Annotated in this window: 12 protein-coding genes; 9 read left to right on the forward strand and 3 right to left on the reverse strand. The window is 69.5% G+C overall.

Annotation, left to right across the window (positions count from 1 at the left end; all coding sequences use genetic code 11):
• Positions 1-222: 222 nt before the first annotated feature.
• Positions 223-1914, forward strand: a complete 1692-nt coding sequence (locus tag ELQ94_RS02245) for a M23 family metallopeptidase (protein ID WP_127046722.1) — start codon at positions 223-225, stop codon at positions 1912-1914.
• A 191-nt stretch (positions 1915-2105) separates the two neighbouring features.
• On the opposite strand, the gene ELQ94_RS02250 is transcribed toward ELQ94_RS02245, so the two are convergent.
• Both ELQ94_RS02250 and ELQ94_RS02255 read right to left on the reverse strand, forming a co-directional pair.
• Positions 2106-3869 (reverse strand): glycoside hydrolase family 13 protein, encoded by a 1764-nt coding sequence (locus ELQ94_RS02250; protein WP_127046724.1) that lies wholly within the window; start codon positions 3867-3869, stop codon positions 2106-2108.
• A 27-nt stretch (positions 3870-3896) separates the two neighbouring features.
• A complete protein-coding gene (locus tag ELQ94_RS02255; protein ID WP_166404629.1) occupies positions 3897-5120 on the reverse strand; it encodes an ROK family transcriptional regulator in 1224 nt (407 codons plus the stop codon).
• Positions 5121-5267: 147 nt separating this feature from the next.
• Between ELQ94_RS02255 and ELQ94_RS02260 the strand changes: the two genes are divergently transcribed.
• The 7 genes from ELQ94_RS02260 to ELQ94_RS02290 all read left to right on the forward strand — a co-directional run bounded on the left by ELQ94_RS02260 (position 5268) and on the right by ELQ94_RS02290 (position 14005).
• Positions 5268-6953, forward strand: a complete 1686-nt coding sequence (locus ELQ94_RS02260) for an ABC transporter substrate-binding protein (protein ID WP_127046728.1) — start codon at positions 5268-5270, stop codon at positions 6951-6953.
• A gap of 85 nt (positions 6954-7038) precedes the next feature.
• Entirely contained in the window at positions 7039-8028 is a 990-nt protein-coding gene (locus ELQ94_RS02265; protein ID WP_127046730.1) for an ABC transporter permease, read from the forward strand.
• A 9-nt stretch (positions 8029-8037) separates the two neighbouring features.
• Entirely contained in the window at positions 8038-8997 is a 960-nt protein-coding gene (locus ELQ94_RS02270; protein WP_127046732.1) for an ABC transporter permease, read from the forward strand.
• A 41-nt stretch (positions 8998-9038) separates the two neighbouring features.
• A complete protein-coding gene (locus ELQ94_RS02275) occupies positions 9039-9896 on the forward strand; it encodes an ABC transporter ATP-binding protein (protein ID WP_208007523.1) in 858 nt (285 codons plus the stop codon).
• Positions 9893-10684: an ABC transporter ATP-binding protein gene (locus ELQ94_RS02280; protein WP_127046736.1), complete on the forward strand. Its 792-nt coding sequence runs from the start codon at positions 9893-9895 to the stop codon at positions 10682-10684. Before ELQ94_RS02275 ends, ELQ94_RS02280 begins: the two co-directional genes overlap by 4 nt.
• Complete coding sequence (locus ELQ94_RS02285) at positions 10681-13143, forward strand: glycoside hydrolase family 2 protein (RefSeq protein ID WP_127046738.1); 2463 nt, start codon at positions 10681-10683, stop codon at positions 13141-13143. Before ELQ94_RS02280 ends, ELQ94_RS02285 begins: the two co-directional genes overlap by 4 nt.
• Entirely contained in the window at positions 13124-14005 is an 882-nt protein-coding gene (locus ELQ94_RS02290; protein WP_127046740.1) for a LacI family DNA-binding transcriptional regulator, read from the forward strand. Before ELQ94_RS02285 ends, ELQ94_RS02290 begins: the two co-directional genes overlap by 20 nt.
• Before the next feature lie 158 nt (positions 14006-14163).
• Here ELQ94_RS02290 and ELQ94_RS02295 read toward each other — a convergent pair whose 3' ends face one another.
• Positions 14164-14814: a YitT family protein gene (locus ELQ94_RS02295; RefSeq protein WP_243696821.1), complete on the reverse strand. Its 651-nt coding sequence runs from the start codon at positions 14812-14814 to the stop codon at positions 14164-14166.
• Positions 14815-14957: 143 nt separating this feature from the next.
• On the opposite strand from ELQ94_RS02295, the gene ELQ94_RS02300 reads away from it, so the two are divergent.
• On the forward strand, positions 14958-16610 hold the full coding sequence (locus ELQ94_RS02300) for an amidohydrolase (protein WP_127046742.1): 1653 nt from the start codon (positions 14958-14960) through the stop codon (positions 16608-16610).
• Positions 16611-16612: the final 2 nt, after the last annotated feature.

Genomic DNA, 16612 nt, shown 5'->3' on the forward strand with positions numbered 1-16612 from the left:
GCTGGAGCGACGCAAAAGCGAGGAAACCTACCATTGGCTTTCGCGGCGCAAGGGGGTTATTCTTGAGGAATTCGTTACACATCGGTGATGTATGACGGTCTTCAAATCCTGCGACGGACGCACCAGCGGCACTCGTTCTCGACGTGCCCGACGTTCATGCGGGGCCCGTCTCCGATCCCGACCACCACGCCCGACCCGACGCTTCGAAGGATCCATTTCTCCGTGCCAGCCAGCCTCCCCGGTGACGACGCGCCCCTCCGCCGTTCTCGCCAGCGCCGCTCCTCGGCGGCCGACCGGGTCGACGTGACCGTGCCGACGAACGAATCCACCCTCGAATCCACGACCGCGGAAACGACGACCGCGCGGGTGGCCGAGACCCACACGATCGCCGATACGGCTCCCGCTGCTGCTTCCCGTTCGGAGCGCCGGTCGCGTCGGATTGCGGAGGCGACCGCCGTTGCCTCGTCCACCACCGCGCAGACCGCCTCCGGTCGACGCGCACGCCGCGCGACGGAGCCTGGCGAAGCCCCGACCGAGACTCCCGGTGACCTCGTGAGCGACTGGATGGGTGCGCAGTCTCCCGACGCCGTCACGCCGCCGTCTGCCGCGGGACGTCGCGCCCGCCGGGTCCAGGTCGCCGCTGAGGCCCCTGCCTCGCCGTCGTCCGACATCACCTTGGGCACGCGACGCTCGCGTCGCAGCGAACGCCCGAGCGTTGCCGCGGACGAGAGCGCGCCGCTGCTCACCCTTGAACCGCGCGTGACCCTCCAGTCGGCCCCGATCGCCGCGAACCCGTCCGACCTCGTCGTCGCCACGGAATCCGAGCACGTCGGCCCCGCGTTCTCCATCGTGCAGGACGACCCGACGGACGTGGCCGAGCACAATGCGATCCCCGACGAGCGTGAGGCCGTCTCAGTGCTCATCGACGACGTCGCCGTCGAAACCGTGCTCGCGAGCGTGTCTCCATCCGTCGTGCTCGACCCCGCCGAGGCCGTCGCCGCATCGATCCCCGACCCGCTCGTCTCGGTCCCCGTCTCCGTGGCCACGACCACGACGGTGACGGCCGATGCGCACCTGACCGAGCAGGCGGAGCGCCCCGTCTTCGTGCCCCGCACGGTCCTCGACGCGCCGGTCGCCGCACCCGGGCCGATCATGGCCTCCGCCGCCGTCTCGGCCTCCGCTCGTCGTCGTCGCGCGGGTCGCGTCGCCGCCAAGTCCTTCAGCTTCGCGGCCTTCAGCGTCGCCGGCCTCCTCACCCTCGCGACGTCGCTGCCGGCGAACGCGCTGCTCTCGGCCGACGACGTCGCCGCGCAGAAGGTGCTCGTGACCCAGGGCGAGACGGGGTCCACCGGCCAGACCCAGACCGTCGCAGCCTCCGGCGAGACGGCCCTCGAGACCGTCCAACGCGACACCTACGGCGCCGTCTCCGCGATCGACGCCGCCAAGGCACTCGGGATCCAGCCGGAGGCCACTTTCACGAACGACCCGAACGGGACCATCCAGTGGCCGTTCGCCGTGGGTGTGCACATCGGCAGCGGCTACGGCGCTCGCCCCGGTTGCCCGATCGGTTGCAGCACGAACCACAAGGGTCAGGACTTCAACCCCGGCTACGGCGCCCCGATCCAGTCGATCGCCGACGGCGTCGTCGTGCAGTCCACCGATTCCGGTGGTGCCTTCGGCGTGAAGATCGTGATCGAGCACGTCATCGACGGCCAGATCATCCACAGCCTCTACGGCCACATGATCCAGGGCTCGCGCACCGTCCAGGTCGGAGACCCCGTGACGGTCGGCCAGGTCATCGGCCAGACCGGAAACACGGGCCGCTCGACCGGTGCCCACCTGCACTTCGAGATCCTCCTGAACGGTACCGACAACGTCGACCCGCTCGCCTGGCTCTACGCCAACACCAACTGACGCCGAGCGGTACGACGCGGTTTCCGAGTCCGTCGACGGGGAGCGTACGCGGGTCGCCGTGACGCGCTCGACGCGCTCAGCGACCGGGGGCGTGCGTCGTGGGCCCGTTGGATCGTTCCCCTGAGCCTGTCGACGGGTGGCGACCACAGGCTCCCGTGGCGCACGTCGACAGGCTCAGCGAGTGCGTGCCGTCAGGCCAGGCGGAACCAGACGGTCGTGTCTCCGGGGAGGACCGTCCCGTCGAAGGGACCGCTCGCGAGCAGCACCTCGGTGTCGAGGTACGCGTCGGGAACGGCGACGTCGGAGGTGCCCGTGTTCGCGAACACCACGACGTCCCCCGTCACGATGCCGAGCACGTCGGCGGGCAGACCGTCGACCCATTCGATGCGTCCGAGGCCGAGCATGTGCTCGCGGCGGATGCGCAGTGCGGTCCGGTACAGCTCGAGCGTGGTCCCCGGGACGCCGTCCTGCGCATCTCGGGCGAGGTCGGCCCAGCCCTCGGGCTGGGGGAGCCAGGACGCTCCCGTTGGGCTGAAGCCGAATGCGGGCGACGCCGACTCCCACGGGATCGGCACGCGGCAGCCGTCGCGACCGTAGCGCTCACCGTTCGTGCGGAACCACGTCGGGTCCTGGCGAGCGTCGTCGGGGAGGTCGATCGCCTCGGGAAGCCCGAGCTCCTCACCCTGGTAGAGATAGGCGCCTCCGGGGAGGGCGAGCATGAGCATCGACGCGGCGCGGGCCCGGGCGAGACCTGTGACGGGGTCGGGCTTCCCCGGTGTCTTCGGCCCGATGCCGAAACCCTGAGGGTTGTCCGACGAGAGGGCGAGGCGGGAGGCGTGGCGCACGACGTCGTGGTTCGAGAGCACCCACGTACTCGGCGCTCCGACGCTGTCGAACGCGGCGATCGACTCGTCGATCACGGCGCGCAGCGGAGCGGCAGCCCACGGCGTCTCGAGGTACGGGAAGTTGAACGCCTGCTGCATTTCGTCCGGTCGCACCCAGAGTGCCATCTTCGAGAGCGGGTCGACCCAGGCTTCCGCGCAGAGCACACGGTCCCCGTCGTAGGCGGCGAGCACCTCGTGCCAGTCGCGGAAGATGTCGTGGACGCCGTCCTGCCCCCAGTACGGCGCGCCAGGCGTCTCGGTCTCGTCGTCGGACATGCCGGGCTCGAGGACGCCCCCGGCGCCTCCCATGCTGCCGCCCTCGGCCGGCGGGGTGTAGTCGGGGAGGCCGTCGGCCTTGATCATGCCGTGGGCGACGTCCACGCGGAACCCGTCCACACCGCGGTCGAGCCAGAAGCGCAGCACGTCGCGGAACATCGCGCGCACCTCGCCGTTCGTCCAGTCGAAGTCGGGCTGGCTCGAGTCGAAGATGTGCAGGTACCACTGCCCGGGTGTGCCGTCGGCGTCGGTCGTGCGCGTCCACGCCGGTCCGCCGAAGACGGACTGCCAGTTGTTCGGCGGCTCGGTGCCGTCGGGCCCCTTGCCGTCGCGGAAGAGGTAGCGCGCACGCTCGGGGGAGTCGTCGGGGGATGCGAGAGCGGCCTGGAACCATTCGTGGGCGTCGGAGGAGTGGTTGGGGACGAGATCGACGATGATGCGGATGCCGAGGCGGTGCGCCTCGGCCGTCATGAGGTCGAAGTCGCCGAGGTTTCCGAAGAGGGGGTCGACATCGCAGTAGTCGGCCACGTCGTAGCCGGCGTCCTTCTGCGGGCTCGTCATGAACGGCGACAGCCACACTGCGTCGATCCCGAGGCTCGCGAGGGCGGGGAGGCGGGAACGGATGCCCGTGAGGTCACCGATGCCGTCGCCGTCGGAGTCGGCGAAGGAGCGCGGGTAGATCTGGTAGATCACGGCGCTGCGCCACCATTCGGCGCCGGGGGCTGAGCCGGTCCCGGGTGCGTAGGCGACGGGCGAGCCGTCGGCGGTGGTCGTCGGAAGATCGGCCGTCGTCATACCTCGAGTTTACGGGCCGCCCCGGGGTCAGGGAGCGGTGGCGAGGGTGACGGCGCGGAGAGAGCGCGGGGAGAGGTTCTCCTGCAGCACCATGGTGGCCGCGCCGAGAGCGGCGGCGTCGTCGCCGTTGACCGAGATGCGGACGTCGACGCCGCTGATGGATCGGGCGAGGACGCGCTCGGCGAGCATGCGGGAGATCGTCGTCGCATAGAGCGAACCGGCCACCGAGAACGCGCTCCCGGCGAGCACGATGAGGTGCAGGTCGATGAGGTTGACCATCGAGACGATCGCGCTCGCAAGATACTCGGCCGACTCGGTGACGAGCTCGAGCGCGGTCGCATCCCCCGCCATGGCGAGTGTCGCGACGGCTTCGAAATCCCGCGCGACGACTCCGGTGAACGCGAGGTCGAGCCGACCCTCCGCCGATGCCCGGCGTGCGGCCGCGACCACGGCGGGCGGTGCGGCGTACAGCTCGACGCACCCGATGTTGCCGCACGGGCACACGCGCCCCCGCGCGTCCACGCTCACATGGCCGAGCTCGCCGACGTTCGAGAGCTCCCCGTGGTAGATGGATCCGTCGATGACGATGCCGACGCCGATGCCCATCCCCATGTAGACCGAGCCGTAGGTGAGGTGGTCGCTCGTCGCACCCATCCAGTACTCCCCGATGGCTGCGGCCGTCGCGTCGTTGTCGAAGACGCAGGGCAGTCCCGTGGCGGTGCCCACGGCGCGGGCGAGGGGGAAGTCCGTCCAGTGCGCGAGGGTCGGGGCATTCTGGATGGAGCCGCTCCTCTTGTCGATCGGCCCGGGGGTCACGAGCCCGAGTCCGACGATGCGCGACCGGTCGATGTCGAGGCCGGAGATGAGGCGGTCGACGTCCGTGGCGATCGTCGCGACCGCCTCGATCGGCGAGGTGTCTGCCGGGCCGGGAGCGCGGAGTCGGCCGATGACAGTGCCGGCGAGATCGGTCACGACGTACGTGATGTGGTCGGCGCCCACGTGCACCCCGATGCTGAGGCGCGAGCCCGGATTGATCTGCAGGTGCATGCGGGGTTTGCCACCCGTGGACTCCGCCCGGCCGGTCTCGGAGATGAGCCCGTCGGTGATGAGTCCCCTGACCACCGTGGAGATCGTGGCCTGGGTGAGACCGGTCATCTCCGCGAGCTCCACGCGACTGATCGGTCCGGAGGAACGGATGAGGTCGAGGGCTGTGCCCTTCGACGAACTCCGCCGTCCCAGTTTGTCCACCACGGCCACAGCCTAGTGGCTGAAAGGTGAGGGATCGCTTTTAACTTGACACACATAATAAAGTGACCTAAGAAAGTAGGTACCGGCGATGAGGCCACCTGTCGTCGGCGTTGCAGAGCCCTGCACCACACACCGATGAAAGGTTCGACGATGTCCCTGAAATCACCCCGACGGAGACGGACGGTCGGCGTCGTCGGCTCCCTCGCCGCCGCCGCCCTCCTGCTCAGCGCGTGCTCGTCCTCTCCGGAGTCCGGGGAGGCGGGAGAGTCCACGATCACCGTCTTCAACGGCTCGACCGGAACGATCACCGAGAACTTCAACCCGTTCTCCTCCACCGCCCTCCAGCCCACCAACGGCGTGGTCTTCGAGTCGCTCTACTGGTACAACGCCGCGCAGGACGAGGACCCGGTCCCCGTGCTCGCGACGGCCTTCGAATGGAACGAGGAGGGTACCGAGCTCACCATCACGACGCGTGAGGGCGTGACCTGGTCGGACGGTGAGGACTTCACCGCCGAGGACGTCGCCTTCACGTTCAACCTCGTCGCGGAGACCCCCGAGCTGAACACGACCGGCCTGTCGGCCGTGGCCGAGGCCACCGACGAGAACACCGTCGTGCTCACCTTCGAGGAGCAGTCCTTCATGCAGGAGCCGAGCGTCCTCGGCAACCGCGGCATCGTGCCCGAGCACATCTGGAAGGACGTCGCCGATCCGATCACCGAGGTCAACTCGAGCCCCGTCGGCACCGGCCCCTACACCGTCGAGTCCTTCAGCCCCCAGAGCTACCTGCTCACGAAGAACGAGAACTACTGGGAGGAGGGCAAGCCCGCCATCGACCAGGTCCGCTACATCTCCCTCGAGAACGCCGACTCGGCGAGCGCCGCACTCCTCGCGGGTGACATCGACTGGATGAGCTCGTTCCTTCCCGGTCTCGAGCAGCTCCTGGCTGACAACGAGCAGCTCTCGTACGTGAACACCCCGGCCCTCACGACGTCGATCTTCACGTGCTCCAACCCGGAGCTCGGTTGCGAGGGCCCCCAGACCGATGCGGCCGTGCGCCAGGCGCTCTACTACGGCATCGATCGTGAGCAGCTCAACAACCTCGCGGGCGGCGGCTTCGCGAGCCCCGCGTCGCCGACGATGATCCTGCCGGAGCGCGACGCGCGCTGGATCGGCGACTCCGCGAACTCCGAGGTGCCGAGCGGTGCCGAGGTGGACCAGGCCGAGCAGATCCTCGAGGACGCCGGATGGACGGAAGGCTCCGACGGCATCCGCGAGAAGGACGGCGAACGCCTGAGCCTCACCATCCAGACGGTCTCGGGCTGGAGCGACTACATCTCGCTCAACGACGCGATGACCCAGCAGCTCGCCGAGATCGGCGTGGAGCTGAACCCGGTGCAGCTGTCGTGGAACGAGTGGAACAACAACCAGACGCTCGGCCAGTTCCAGCTGTCGCTCGACTCGATCGGTCTCCAGCCCTCGAACAACCCGTACTTCACCTACAACCGGTGGTACGCGAGCACGCAGACCGTTCCGGTCGGGGAATCGGCGAGCGCCGGCAACGCCGCCCGCTACAGCAACCCGATCGTCGACGAGGCCGTCCTCACGGCGGGAGCGACCTCCGACGAGGCCGTGCAGGCCGAGCAGTACGCGATCATCCAGGGCGAGATCGTGCGTGACATGCCCTACATCCCCATCTACGTGAACTCGATGCTGACGGAGTTCAGCACGGAGAACGCCGTGGGATGGCCGTCGAACGACGACCCGTACGCGCTCGCCGCCGCGTGGAAGTCGTGGGACAACGGCGTGATCCTCAAGACCATCACGCCCGCCGAGTAGCGCGTCGCACGTTCCCCCGCCCGCCGGCACGAACCGGCGGGCGGGGGAGCCGCCCCGTGTGTCCCCTGAGAGAGGCCCATCCCGCATGCGCTACGTGCTGCAAAAGATCGTGTTCTACATCGTCGCCTTCTGGGCCGCGTTGACCCTCAACTTCGTCCTGCCCCGCCTCATGCCGGGCAACCCCGTCGACATCATGCTGTCGAAGCTCGCCCAGCGCGGTCCGGTCACGCCGGAGACCCGCCAGGCGATCGAACTCCTGCTCGGCACCGACTCGCAGCAGCCGATCCTCGACCAGTACGTCCAATACATGGGCCAGGTGCTCACGGGCAACCTCGGCATCTCGGTGACGTTCTTCCCCGCTCCGGTGTCGCAGGTGATCAGTCAGACCCTGCCGTGGACGATCGGCCTCATCGGCATCTCGACCGTCATCTCCTTCCTCCTCGGCGTCGGCCTCGGCCAGCTCGCCGGCTGGAAGCGCGGCTCCTGGCTCGACAACGTCATCCCGGTGACGACGATGTTCCAGTCTGTGCCGTACTTCTGGCTCGCGCTCATCCTCGTGTTCCTGCTCGGGAGCGTCTGGCAGATCTTCCCCATCAACGGCGGTTACGACGTGTGGGAGACGAGTCCCGGCTGGAACGCCGGGTTCATCGGCAGCGTGATCTATCACGGCACGCTCCCGGCGCTCACGATCGTGCTCTCCTCGATCGGCGGCTGGATGCTCGGGATGCGCAACATGATGGTCTCGACCCTCTCCGAGGACTACATCGTCACGGCCGAGGCGAAGGGGCTGCGTCCCCGCCGCATCATGACGACGTACGCGGCACGGAACGCCGTGCTCCCGTCGGTCGCAGGCTTCGCGATCTCACTCGGTTTCGTCGTGGCGGGCTCCATCGTCACCGAGGCCGTGTTCTCCTATCCCGGGATCGGATCGGCGCTCCTCCAGGCGGTCGGCAGCAACGACTACGCGCTCATGCAGGGCATCTTCCTCGTGATCACCCTCTCGGTCCTCGGAGCGAACCTGCTCGTCGACCTCCTCTACTCGCTCATCGACCCGCGCACGCGTGCGCGCGCCTAGGAGGACACCGTGACGACCGTCTCATCGGACCCCACCGTCGCCGCCGAGGCGGCCACGCGAGTGGGCCGCGCCCGCACGCTCCCGCCACTCACCCCGAAGCTCGTCGCGGGGGTCGGCCTCGCCGGTGCCATCATCCTGTTCGGCCTCATCGGTCCCCTCGTGGTGGGGGACCCGTCCCGCGTGAACGACATCGGATTGAGCGGACCGAGCGGGGAGTTCCTGCTCGGCACGACCCAGACCGGCCAGGACGTGCTCGCCCAGCTCGCCTACGCGACGCGTGGCTCCCTGATCATCGGTGCCGTCGTGGGCGTGCTCTCGATCGCGCTCTCCGCGTTCTTCGGCATCGTCGGAGCGTACGCGGGCGGTTGGGTCGACGAGGGGTTCTCGCTCTTCAGCAATGTGATGCTCGTGATCCCCGGCCTGCCGCTCGTCATCATCATCTCGAGCTACGTGCAGGACAAGAGCCTGCTGCTCATCGCCGTCGTGCTCGCGATCACGAGCTGGGCTGGGTCCGCTCGGGTCCTCCGTGGCTTCACCCTCAGCGTGCGCAGCCGCGACTACGTGGCCGCCGCCCGCGTCTCGGGGGAGAAGTCGTGGCGCATCCTCTGCGTGGAGATCCTCCCCAACCTCATCCCGCTGCTCGCGTCCCAGGCGGTCTTCGCCGTGATCTTCGCGATCCTCGGCGAGGCGGGCCTGTCGTTCCTCGGGCTCGGGGCGTCCGGGTCGTTCACGTGGGGCACCATGCTCTACTACGCGCAGAACGGGCTCGCGCTCCGGCTCGAGGCGTGGTGGTGGTTCGTCCCGCCGGGCCTGCTCATCGCCCTGTTCGGAGCGGCCCTGTCGCTCATCAACTTCTCGATCGACGAGATCATCAACCCGAAGCTGCGCACCCAGACCCGGGCGGCGCGAAAGGGCTGGGGATTCTCCCGCCGCGAGCTGAAGACCATCGCGAAGGAGGACGAGCTGTGAGCACCCCCACCACCGTCGGTGATCGTTCCGCGGGCAAGCCCATCCACGAGACGAACCCCGTCCTGACGATCGATCACGTGAGCATCGACTACCTCGCGCAACGCACCGTGCACGCCGTGAAGGATGTGTCGCTGACGCTCGGACGTGGCGAGATCCTCGGTCTCGCCGGTGAGAGCGGCTGCGGCAAGTCCACGCTCGCGTATGCGATCAACCGGCTGCTCAAACCGCCGGCCGTGGTCTCCTCCGGAACGATCTCGTTCCACTCGCGCGAGGGCTACTCGATCGATCTCGGCGCCCTCCAGGGGGAGGAGCTGCGTCAGTTCCGCTGGGACAGGATCTCGATGGTCTTCCAGGGCGCGATGAACTCCCTGAACCCGGTCATCTCCATTCAGGCGCAGCTCGAGGATGTCTTCTCGACGCACCGCCCCGAGCTGTCGAAGAAGGAACGCCGTGAGAAGTGCGGCGAACTCCTCGAACGGGTCGGCGTCGACCGGTCGCGGCTGAAGTCGTTCCCGCACGAGCTGTCCGGAGGGATGCGCCAGCGCGTCATGATCGCGATGGCCATGGCGCTCGACCCGCAGGTGATGATCATGGACGAGCCCACGACGGCGCTCGACGTGGTCGTGCAGCGGGAGATCCTGCGGGAGATCACGCGGTTGCGCGCCGAGCTCGGCTTCGCCGTGATCTTCATCACGCACGACCTGCCGCTCCTGCTCGAGATCAGCGACCGCATCGCGGTGATGAAGGAGGGGGAGATCGTGGAGCTCGGCCAAGCGCTCGACGTCTACACGAAACCGCAGCACGAATACACGAAGCGATTGCTCGCCTCGTTCCCCAGCCTCACAGGGGACCGCGGCGACTTCGCACGCGGAACGCACGGGAAGGGAACGGACGCATGAGCACACTCGAACTGCGCGACGTGACGAAGACGTACCGGCTGCGCGGGGGGTTCCGGGCGCGGACCCTCACGGCCGTGGCTGGCGCATCGTTCACGATCGAGAGCGGGAAGACCACGGCTCTCGTCGGCCAGTCCGGCAGCGGGAAGTCGACGATCGCGAAGCTGCTCATGCAGCTCGAGCGGCCGTCGAGCGGATCGATCCTCCTCGACGGTCGCCCGGTCGGGCGACACGGCGCCGCCCTCCGGGCGTATCGCAGCGACGTGCAGATGGTGTTCCAGGACCCGTTCGCCTCCCTCAACCCGTACCACTCCGTGCGCCACCACCTCGAGAGGCCGCTCCTCCTGCACGGGAAGGCCACGGGCCGGGAGGAGCTCGATGCGAAGGTGACCTCGCTCCTCGAGCGCGTGCGGCTCGACCCCGACATGGCCGAGCGTCGGCCGCACGAGCTCTCGGGCGGCCAACGTCAGCGCATCGCGATCGCGCGCGCTCTCGCGCCGGAGCCGAAGATCCTCGTGGCCGACGAACCCGTGTCGATGCTCGACGTGTCGATCCGACTCGGTGTGCTCAATCTGCTCGCTGACCTCCAGAACGAGGAGGATCTGGGTGTGCTCTACATCACCCACGACCTCGCCACCGCACGGCACTTCTCGGACGAGATCCTCGTGATGTACCGCGGCGAGCTCGTGGAGCGGGGACCGGCCGACGACGTCATCCTCAACCCCCAGCACGACTACACCCGACTGCTCGCTGAGGCGGCACCCAACCCAGAGAAGAGAATCCGAGCGTGACTTTCACCTCCCTCGCCACAGCCGGCGGCGCCACCTGGACTCTGACCGCTTCGGCCGGTCCCATCGACGATGCGGTCGCCGGCCGCGAGGTACCGGCGACCGTGCCCGGTGAGGTGCAGCTCGACCTCCTGGCCGCCGGGCTCATCGGCGACCCCTTCGACGGCGACAACGAGAAGGTCCAGGAGTGGATCGGCTACTCCGACTGGCGCTACCGCACGAGCTTCGACTGGGTCCCCACGGGGGACGACCGGCACGACCTCGTCGCGGACGGGCTCGACACCGCCGCGACGATCACGCTCAACGGCACGGTCGTGGCGAGCACGGCCAATCAGCACCGCTCCTACCGCTTCGACGTGGGAGCCCTCCTCCGCGAGGGCGCGAACGAGCTCGTCGTCGACTTCCGGTCGCCGATCGAGTTCGCCCGGGAGCAGGAGCAGATCCTCGGAGCCCTGCCGACCGTGATGCACCACCCGTTCAACGCCGTTCGCAAGATGGCGAGTAATTTCGGGTGGGACTGGGGCATCGACGTCTCGTCGAGCGGCATCGTGAAGCGCATCGGGATCGACTCGTGGTCCGGCGTGCGCATCGCCGCGGTGCGACCGCTCGTCGACGTGCCCGACGTGATCCCGGGGGCGCGCACGGGCACGGGTGTGCTCACCGCCCACGTCGACCTCGACTGGGCGGGCGCGCTCGACAGCGCCGAGGTCGAGGTCACCGTCGCCGGTGCGAGCGGGAGCGCTTCCGTCGCCTCGGGGCAGACGACCGCCACCGTCGTCGTCGAGGCGGGCGACGTGCCCCTCTGGTACCCGCGCGGCTACGGGGAGCAGCCGCTCCACGAGGTCGAGGTCTCGGTAGGTGGAGCGCGCTGGGAATCGCGCGTGGGCTTCCGCACGGTCGCCCTCGACACCGCGCCCGACGTGTTCGGCACTCCGTTCACGATCGCGGTCAACGGGCAGCCCGTCTACGCGAAGGGGGCGAACTGGATCCCGGGGGACCCGTTCCTCACGCGCATGACGCCCGAGCGGTACCGGGCGTCCGTCGTCGACGCCGTCGAGTCGGGCATGAACATCCTCCGCATCTGGGGCGGCGGCGTGTACGAGAGCGACGAGTTCTACGACGTGTGCGACGAGCTCGGTGTGATGGTGTGGCAGGACTTCCTCTTCGCGTGCGCCGCGTACTCCGAGGAGGACCCCCTCCGCAGCGAGGTCGAGGCGGAGGCTCGGGAGAACGTCACGCGGCTCTCGAGTCATGCGAGCCTCGTGATGTGGAACGGCTGCAATGAGAACATCTGGGGCTACCTCGAGTGGGACTGGCGCCGGAAGATCGGCGACCGAACGTGGGGCGAGGGCTACTACACCGAGATCCTCCCGGGGATCGTCGCCGAGCTCGATCCCACGCGGCCGTACTCACCCGGCAGTCCCTTCTCCTTCACGCACTGGGCACACCCGAACGACGAGCGTCACGGGACGATGCACATCTGGACGGTGTGGAACGACCTCGACTACGACGAGTACCGCTCGTACCGGCCGCGGTTCGCGTCGGAGTACGGCTTCCAGGGACCGCCCGCGTGGTCGACGCTCGCCGACGTCGTGCACGACGACCCGATCGATCCCTACGGACCGCAGATGCTCGTGCACCAGAAGGCCTACGAGGGCAACGCGAAGCTCGAGCGCGGTCTCGGCGCCCACCTGCCCCACTGGCGATCGATCGACGAGTGGCATTGGGCGACCCAGCTCAACCAGGCGCGCGCCGTCGCGTTCGGGATCGAGCACTTCCGGTCGCTGTACCCGCTCAACACCGGGTCCATCATCTGGCAGCTGAACGACGAGTGGCCCGTGATCTCCTGGGCGGCGGTCGACGTACACGGCCACCGCAAGCCGCTCTGGTTCGCGCTCCGCCGCGCCTACGCCGACCGGCTCCTGACGTTCCAGCCGCGCGACGGCGCGCTCGAGCTCGTGGCGCACAACGACCACGGCTCGGACTGGACGGAGTCGCTCAGCGTGTCGCGGCGCCGACTCGACGGTTCGGTCCTCGCAGAGCATGAGGTGTCCCTCGACATCGAGGCGCGGGGGATCGTGGCGGTGGAGCTCCCGGCGGAGCTCACGACGGCGGGCGACCCTCGCAGCGAGTACCTCGTGGTCGGCACGGCCGGCGGTCCGCGGGCCTTCGGATATCTCGTCGAGGACACCGAGCTCGCGCTCGTCGCACCGGTCGACGCGCTCGCCGTGGAGGTCGCCGCGACGTCCTCGGGTGCGACGGTGACCATCACGGCGTCGTCCCTCGTGAAGGACCTCGTCCTCCAGGTGGACCGGGTGGATCCGTCGGCGCGCGTCGACGACGGGCTCGTGACCCTCGAGGCCGGCGAGAGCCGGATCTTCACCGTGACCGGGGCCGTCGGCGACGCCGCGTGGAGCGGATTCCCGCTGCTATCGTCGGTCAATGATCTCGTCACCGGCTGACCGTCAGCGTGCGGCCGTGACGACGACGATCGGGCTCTGCCTCCACCAGCCGCGCCGGCGGGTGCCGATGGAACCCTTCTGGATGCGCGTGATCGCCGGCATGGAGGACACGCTCGAGGACGCGGGGGCGTCGCTCCTCGTGCGTGTTGTCGGGGATGTCGCGGAGGAGCTCGCAACCTACGAACGATGGGCCGTGGACGGCAGCGTCTCCGCCGTCATCGTCGCGAACCTCGTCGCCGACGATCCGCGGATCGATGCACTGTCCTCCGTCGGACTGCCCGCGGTCGTGATGGGGCGACCCGTCGGCGTCGACGGTTTCTCCTCCGTCCACGCCGTCAACGCGAGCGTCATGACCGACCTCGTCCGGTTCCTCGTCGATGCGGGCCATGAGCGTATCGCCCACGTGGCCGGGCCGCCGGACCTCGAGCACGTTCGGTCGCGCAACCGTGCGCTCGAGGAGGCCGGGGCGCGTGCCCGCGTCTCGGTCATGATCGTCGAGGCCGACTTCACGGGACCCGGCGGCGCCGCGGCCACGCGCGACCTGCTCGCGGATGGGCCGGACGGCCCCACCGCGATCATCTTCGACAACGACGTGATGGCGCTCGGCGGCCTCGAGACGGTGCGGGAGGCGGGCCTCAACGTTCCGGGCGACGTGTCGATCGTGGCCTGGGACGATTCCGTGCACTGCCAGATGGCGTCGCCCCCGCTCTCCGCGCTCACCTACGACCTGCCCGGCTACGGCCGCGCGACCGCGACGGCGATCCTCACACACCTCGAGACGGGGCGGGAGGTGCACGTCGACCTCGGACCGGCGCGCCTCGTGGAGCGCGCCTCCACCGCCCCGCGCGCGCTCGTCCCCTGATCCGCGCCGGGAGCCGGCCCGCTCGCTCGCGTCCTCAGCCCCCCATCCTTCCCGCATTTGCGTACGCAAATCCCGCCCGCGGGTGAAATTTCACCCGCGGAACGCAGTTGCGTGCGCATTTTCCGGGATGGGGGTGGGTGGAGGCGCGGGTCGCCGACTCAGGCGAGGTAGCGGTGGGGGCGGTGGTTGAGGGCGATCACGAGGTTGAGCACGACGGCGCCCGCGACGGAGAGCGCGAGCATCGGGAGCGGCACGACGACCACGGACGACAGCACGATGACGGCGTCGAAACCCATCTGGACGTAGCCCGCCCGCCAGCCGAAGCGGTCCTGCAGGTAGAGGCACAGGATCGAGATCCCGCCGACACTCGCCCGGTGGCGGAAGAGCACGATGAAGCCGACGCCGGTCACGGCGCTTCCGAACAGCACCCCGTAGACGGGTTCGATCCCGTCGAGGTCGATCAGTGTGGGGTGGATGCTCGAGAAGAGCGAGACGAGGACGACGGTGATGATCGTCTTGACGGTGAACTGCCACCCCATCCGGAGCAGCGCGAGCAGGAAGAACGGCGCGTTGATGAGCACGAACCACACGCCGAACGGCCAGTCCGAGACGTAGCTCAGCAGGATCGCGATACCCGCGACGCCGCCGGTCACGGCGCCGGACGCTGTCAGGAGGGCGAGGCCGAACGACACCATGAGCGTGCCGATGACGAGGGCGAAGACGTCCTCGAGGAGGGAGTGCGGCGGGGCGACGGGCGCATCGTTCGTGGGAGGCGCGGTCGTATCCGGGGTGGGGGGCTCGGCGGTCACCGGACCACGCTACTCCGCTCGCTCGGGTCCGCCCGACGCGACGGCGGCGTCGGTCTCCTCCCGCTCGCGGGCCTCGTGGCAGGATGACGACAACCGGTCGGCGGTCGCGTCGACCGAGCGGCGCGAGCGGATGGACCGAACACATGACGACACGGACCGGGCGAACCGATATGACCTTCCACTCGGGGGTCGTGCGCACGTCCGATCCGGACGCCCCTCTCGCCGAGGCGGTCGCCGTCGTGGACGGCCGCATCGCCGCCGTCGGCTCGACCACCGACGTGCTCGCCGCGACGTCCTCGGATACCCGGGTCGTGGACCTCGGGGGAGCCTCCGTGACGCCCGGGCTCATCGACTCCCACCTGCACCCGTTATGGGGGGCGCGGCTCTCCGCCGGGATCGATCTCGAGGGGGTGGCCACACTCGAGGGCGTTCGTGCGGCGATCGCCGCCGAGGCCGCTCGGCTCGAGGAGGGGGAGTGGGTGCGTGGCTGGAACCTCGACTACGTGGCGTTCGACGGGGCGGCCCCTCATCGCGCGGTGCTCGACGAGGCCGCCGGAGGCCGGCCCGTCCTTCTCATGTTCTACGACCTGCACACGGCCCTCGCATCGGAGGTGGCACTCGCCGCGGCCGGGATCGACGGCCCGCGGGAGTTCGGCGACGCGTCCTCGATCGTGGTCGACTCCGCTGGGGTCCTCACGGGCGAGCTCCGCGAACCCTCCGCCTACGACCTCGTGGTGAACGCGGCTCCGGCCCCCTCCCTCGACGACGACTGCGCGATGCTCCGCGCGACGTTCCGCGACCTCGCGGCCGTCGGCCTCACGGGGTGCGCGGTGATGGACGGATCGGTACGGCTCCTCGACGTGCTGGAACGCATGGAGGAGACGGCCGACCTGGGCTTCCGCCTCGACGTCTTCCTCTGGCACCGGCCGGAGGACGACGACGCGGCCGTCGAGGCGACGATCGCGGCCGGTCGCCGGTCGGGGCGCAGCTGGCGGGTCGCGGGCATCAAACTCTTCAGCGATGGCGTGATCGACACGGGCACCGCGTGGCTCCACGAACCCGACACGTGCGGCGCGGGACGAGCGGGCTTCTGGCCGGACTGGGACCGCTACCGCGCGGTCATCCGCCGCTACGACGAGGCCGGTCTCCAGCTCGCGACGCACGCCGTCGGCGACGGCGCGGTCTCCGCGGTGCTCGACGCGTACGCCGAGCTGCCGCCCGCCGTGCCGGAGCGCCCGCGCCGCATCGAGCACCTCGAGGTGCTGTCGGACGCGGACGTGGAGCAGTTGCGCGGCACCGGTGTCGTCGCGTCGATGCAGCCGTTGCACATGCAGTGGCGCCACGCCGACCTCTCCGACTCGTGGGCCACGCGGCTCGGGGCGGAGCGCGCGGCGACCGGGTTCCGGGCGCGCGACGTGCTCGACGCGGGCGTCCCCACGGTGTTCGGCTCCGACTGGCCCGTGGCTTCCTTCGATCCCCGCACCGGACTCGCGTGGGCGTGCGCGCGCACGGCGCCGGGTGCGGTTGCGGTCGGCGACGGCGCGGACGCGGCCGGCGTCGTCTTCGAACCGGAACAGCGCGTCTCGGTCGAGGACGCCCTCGTCGCCTACACGCGCTCCGCGGCCCTCGCGCTCGGCGACCCGGATCGCGGCGTCCTCCGGCTGGGTGCCGTCGCCGATCTCGTGGTGTGGGACGTGGACCCCGCGACGGTCGCTCCGACGGCGCTCGGCTCTATCGCCATCCGCACGACGATGGTCGGCGGCGTCCTCACCCACGACCGCCCCGCCCCCGCCTGACC

The sequence above is a fragment of the Labedella endophytica genome, from assembly GCF_003990045.1.
GTDB classification, from domain to species: Bacteria; Actinomycetota; Actinomycetes; order Actinomycetales; family Microbacteriaceae; genus Labedella; species Labedella endophytica.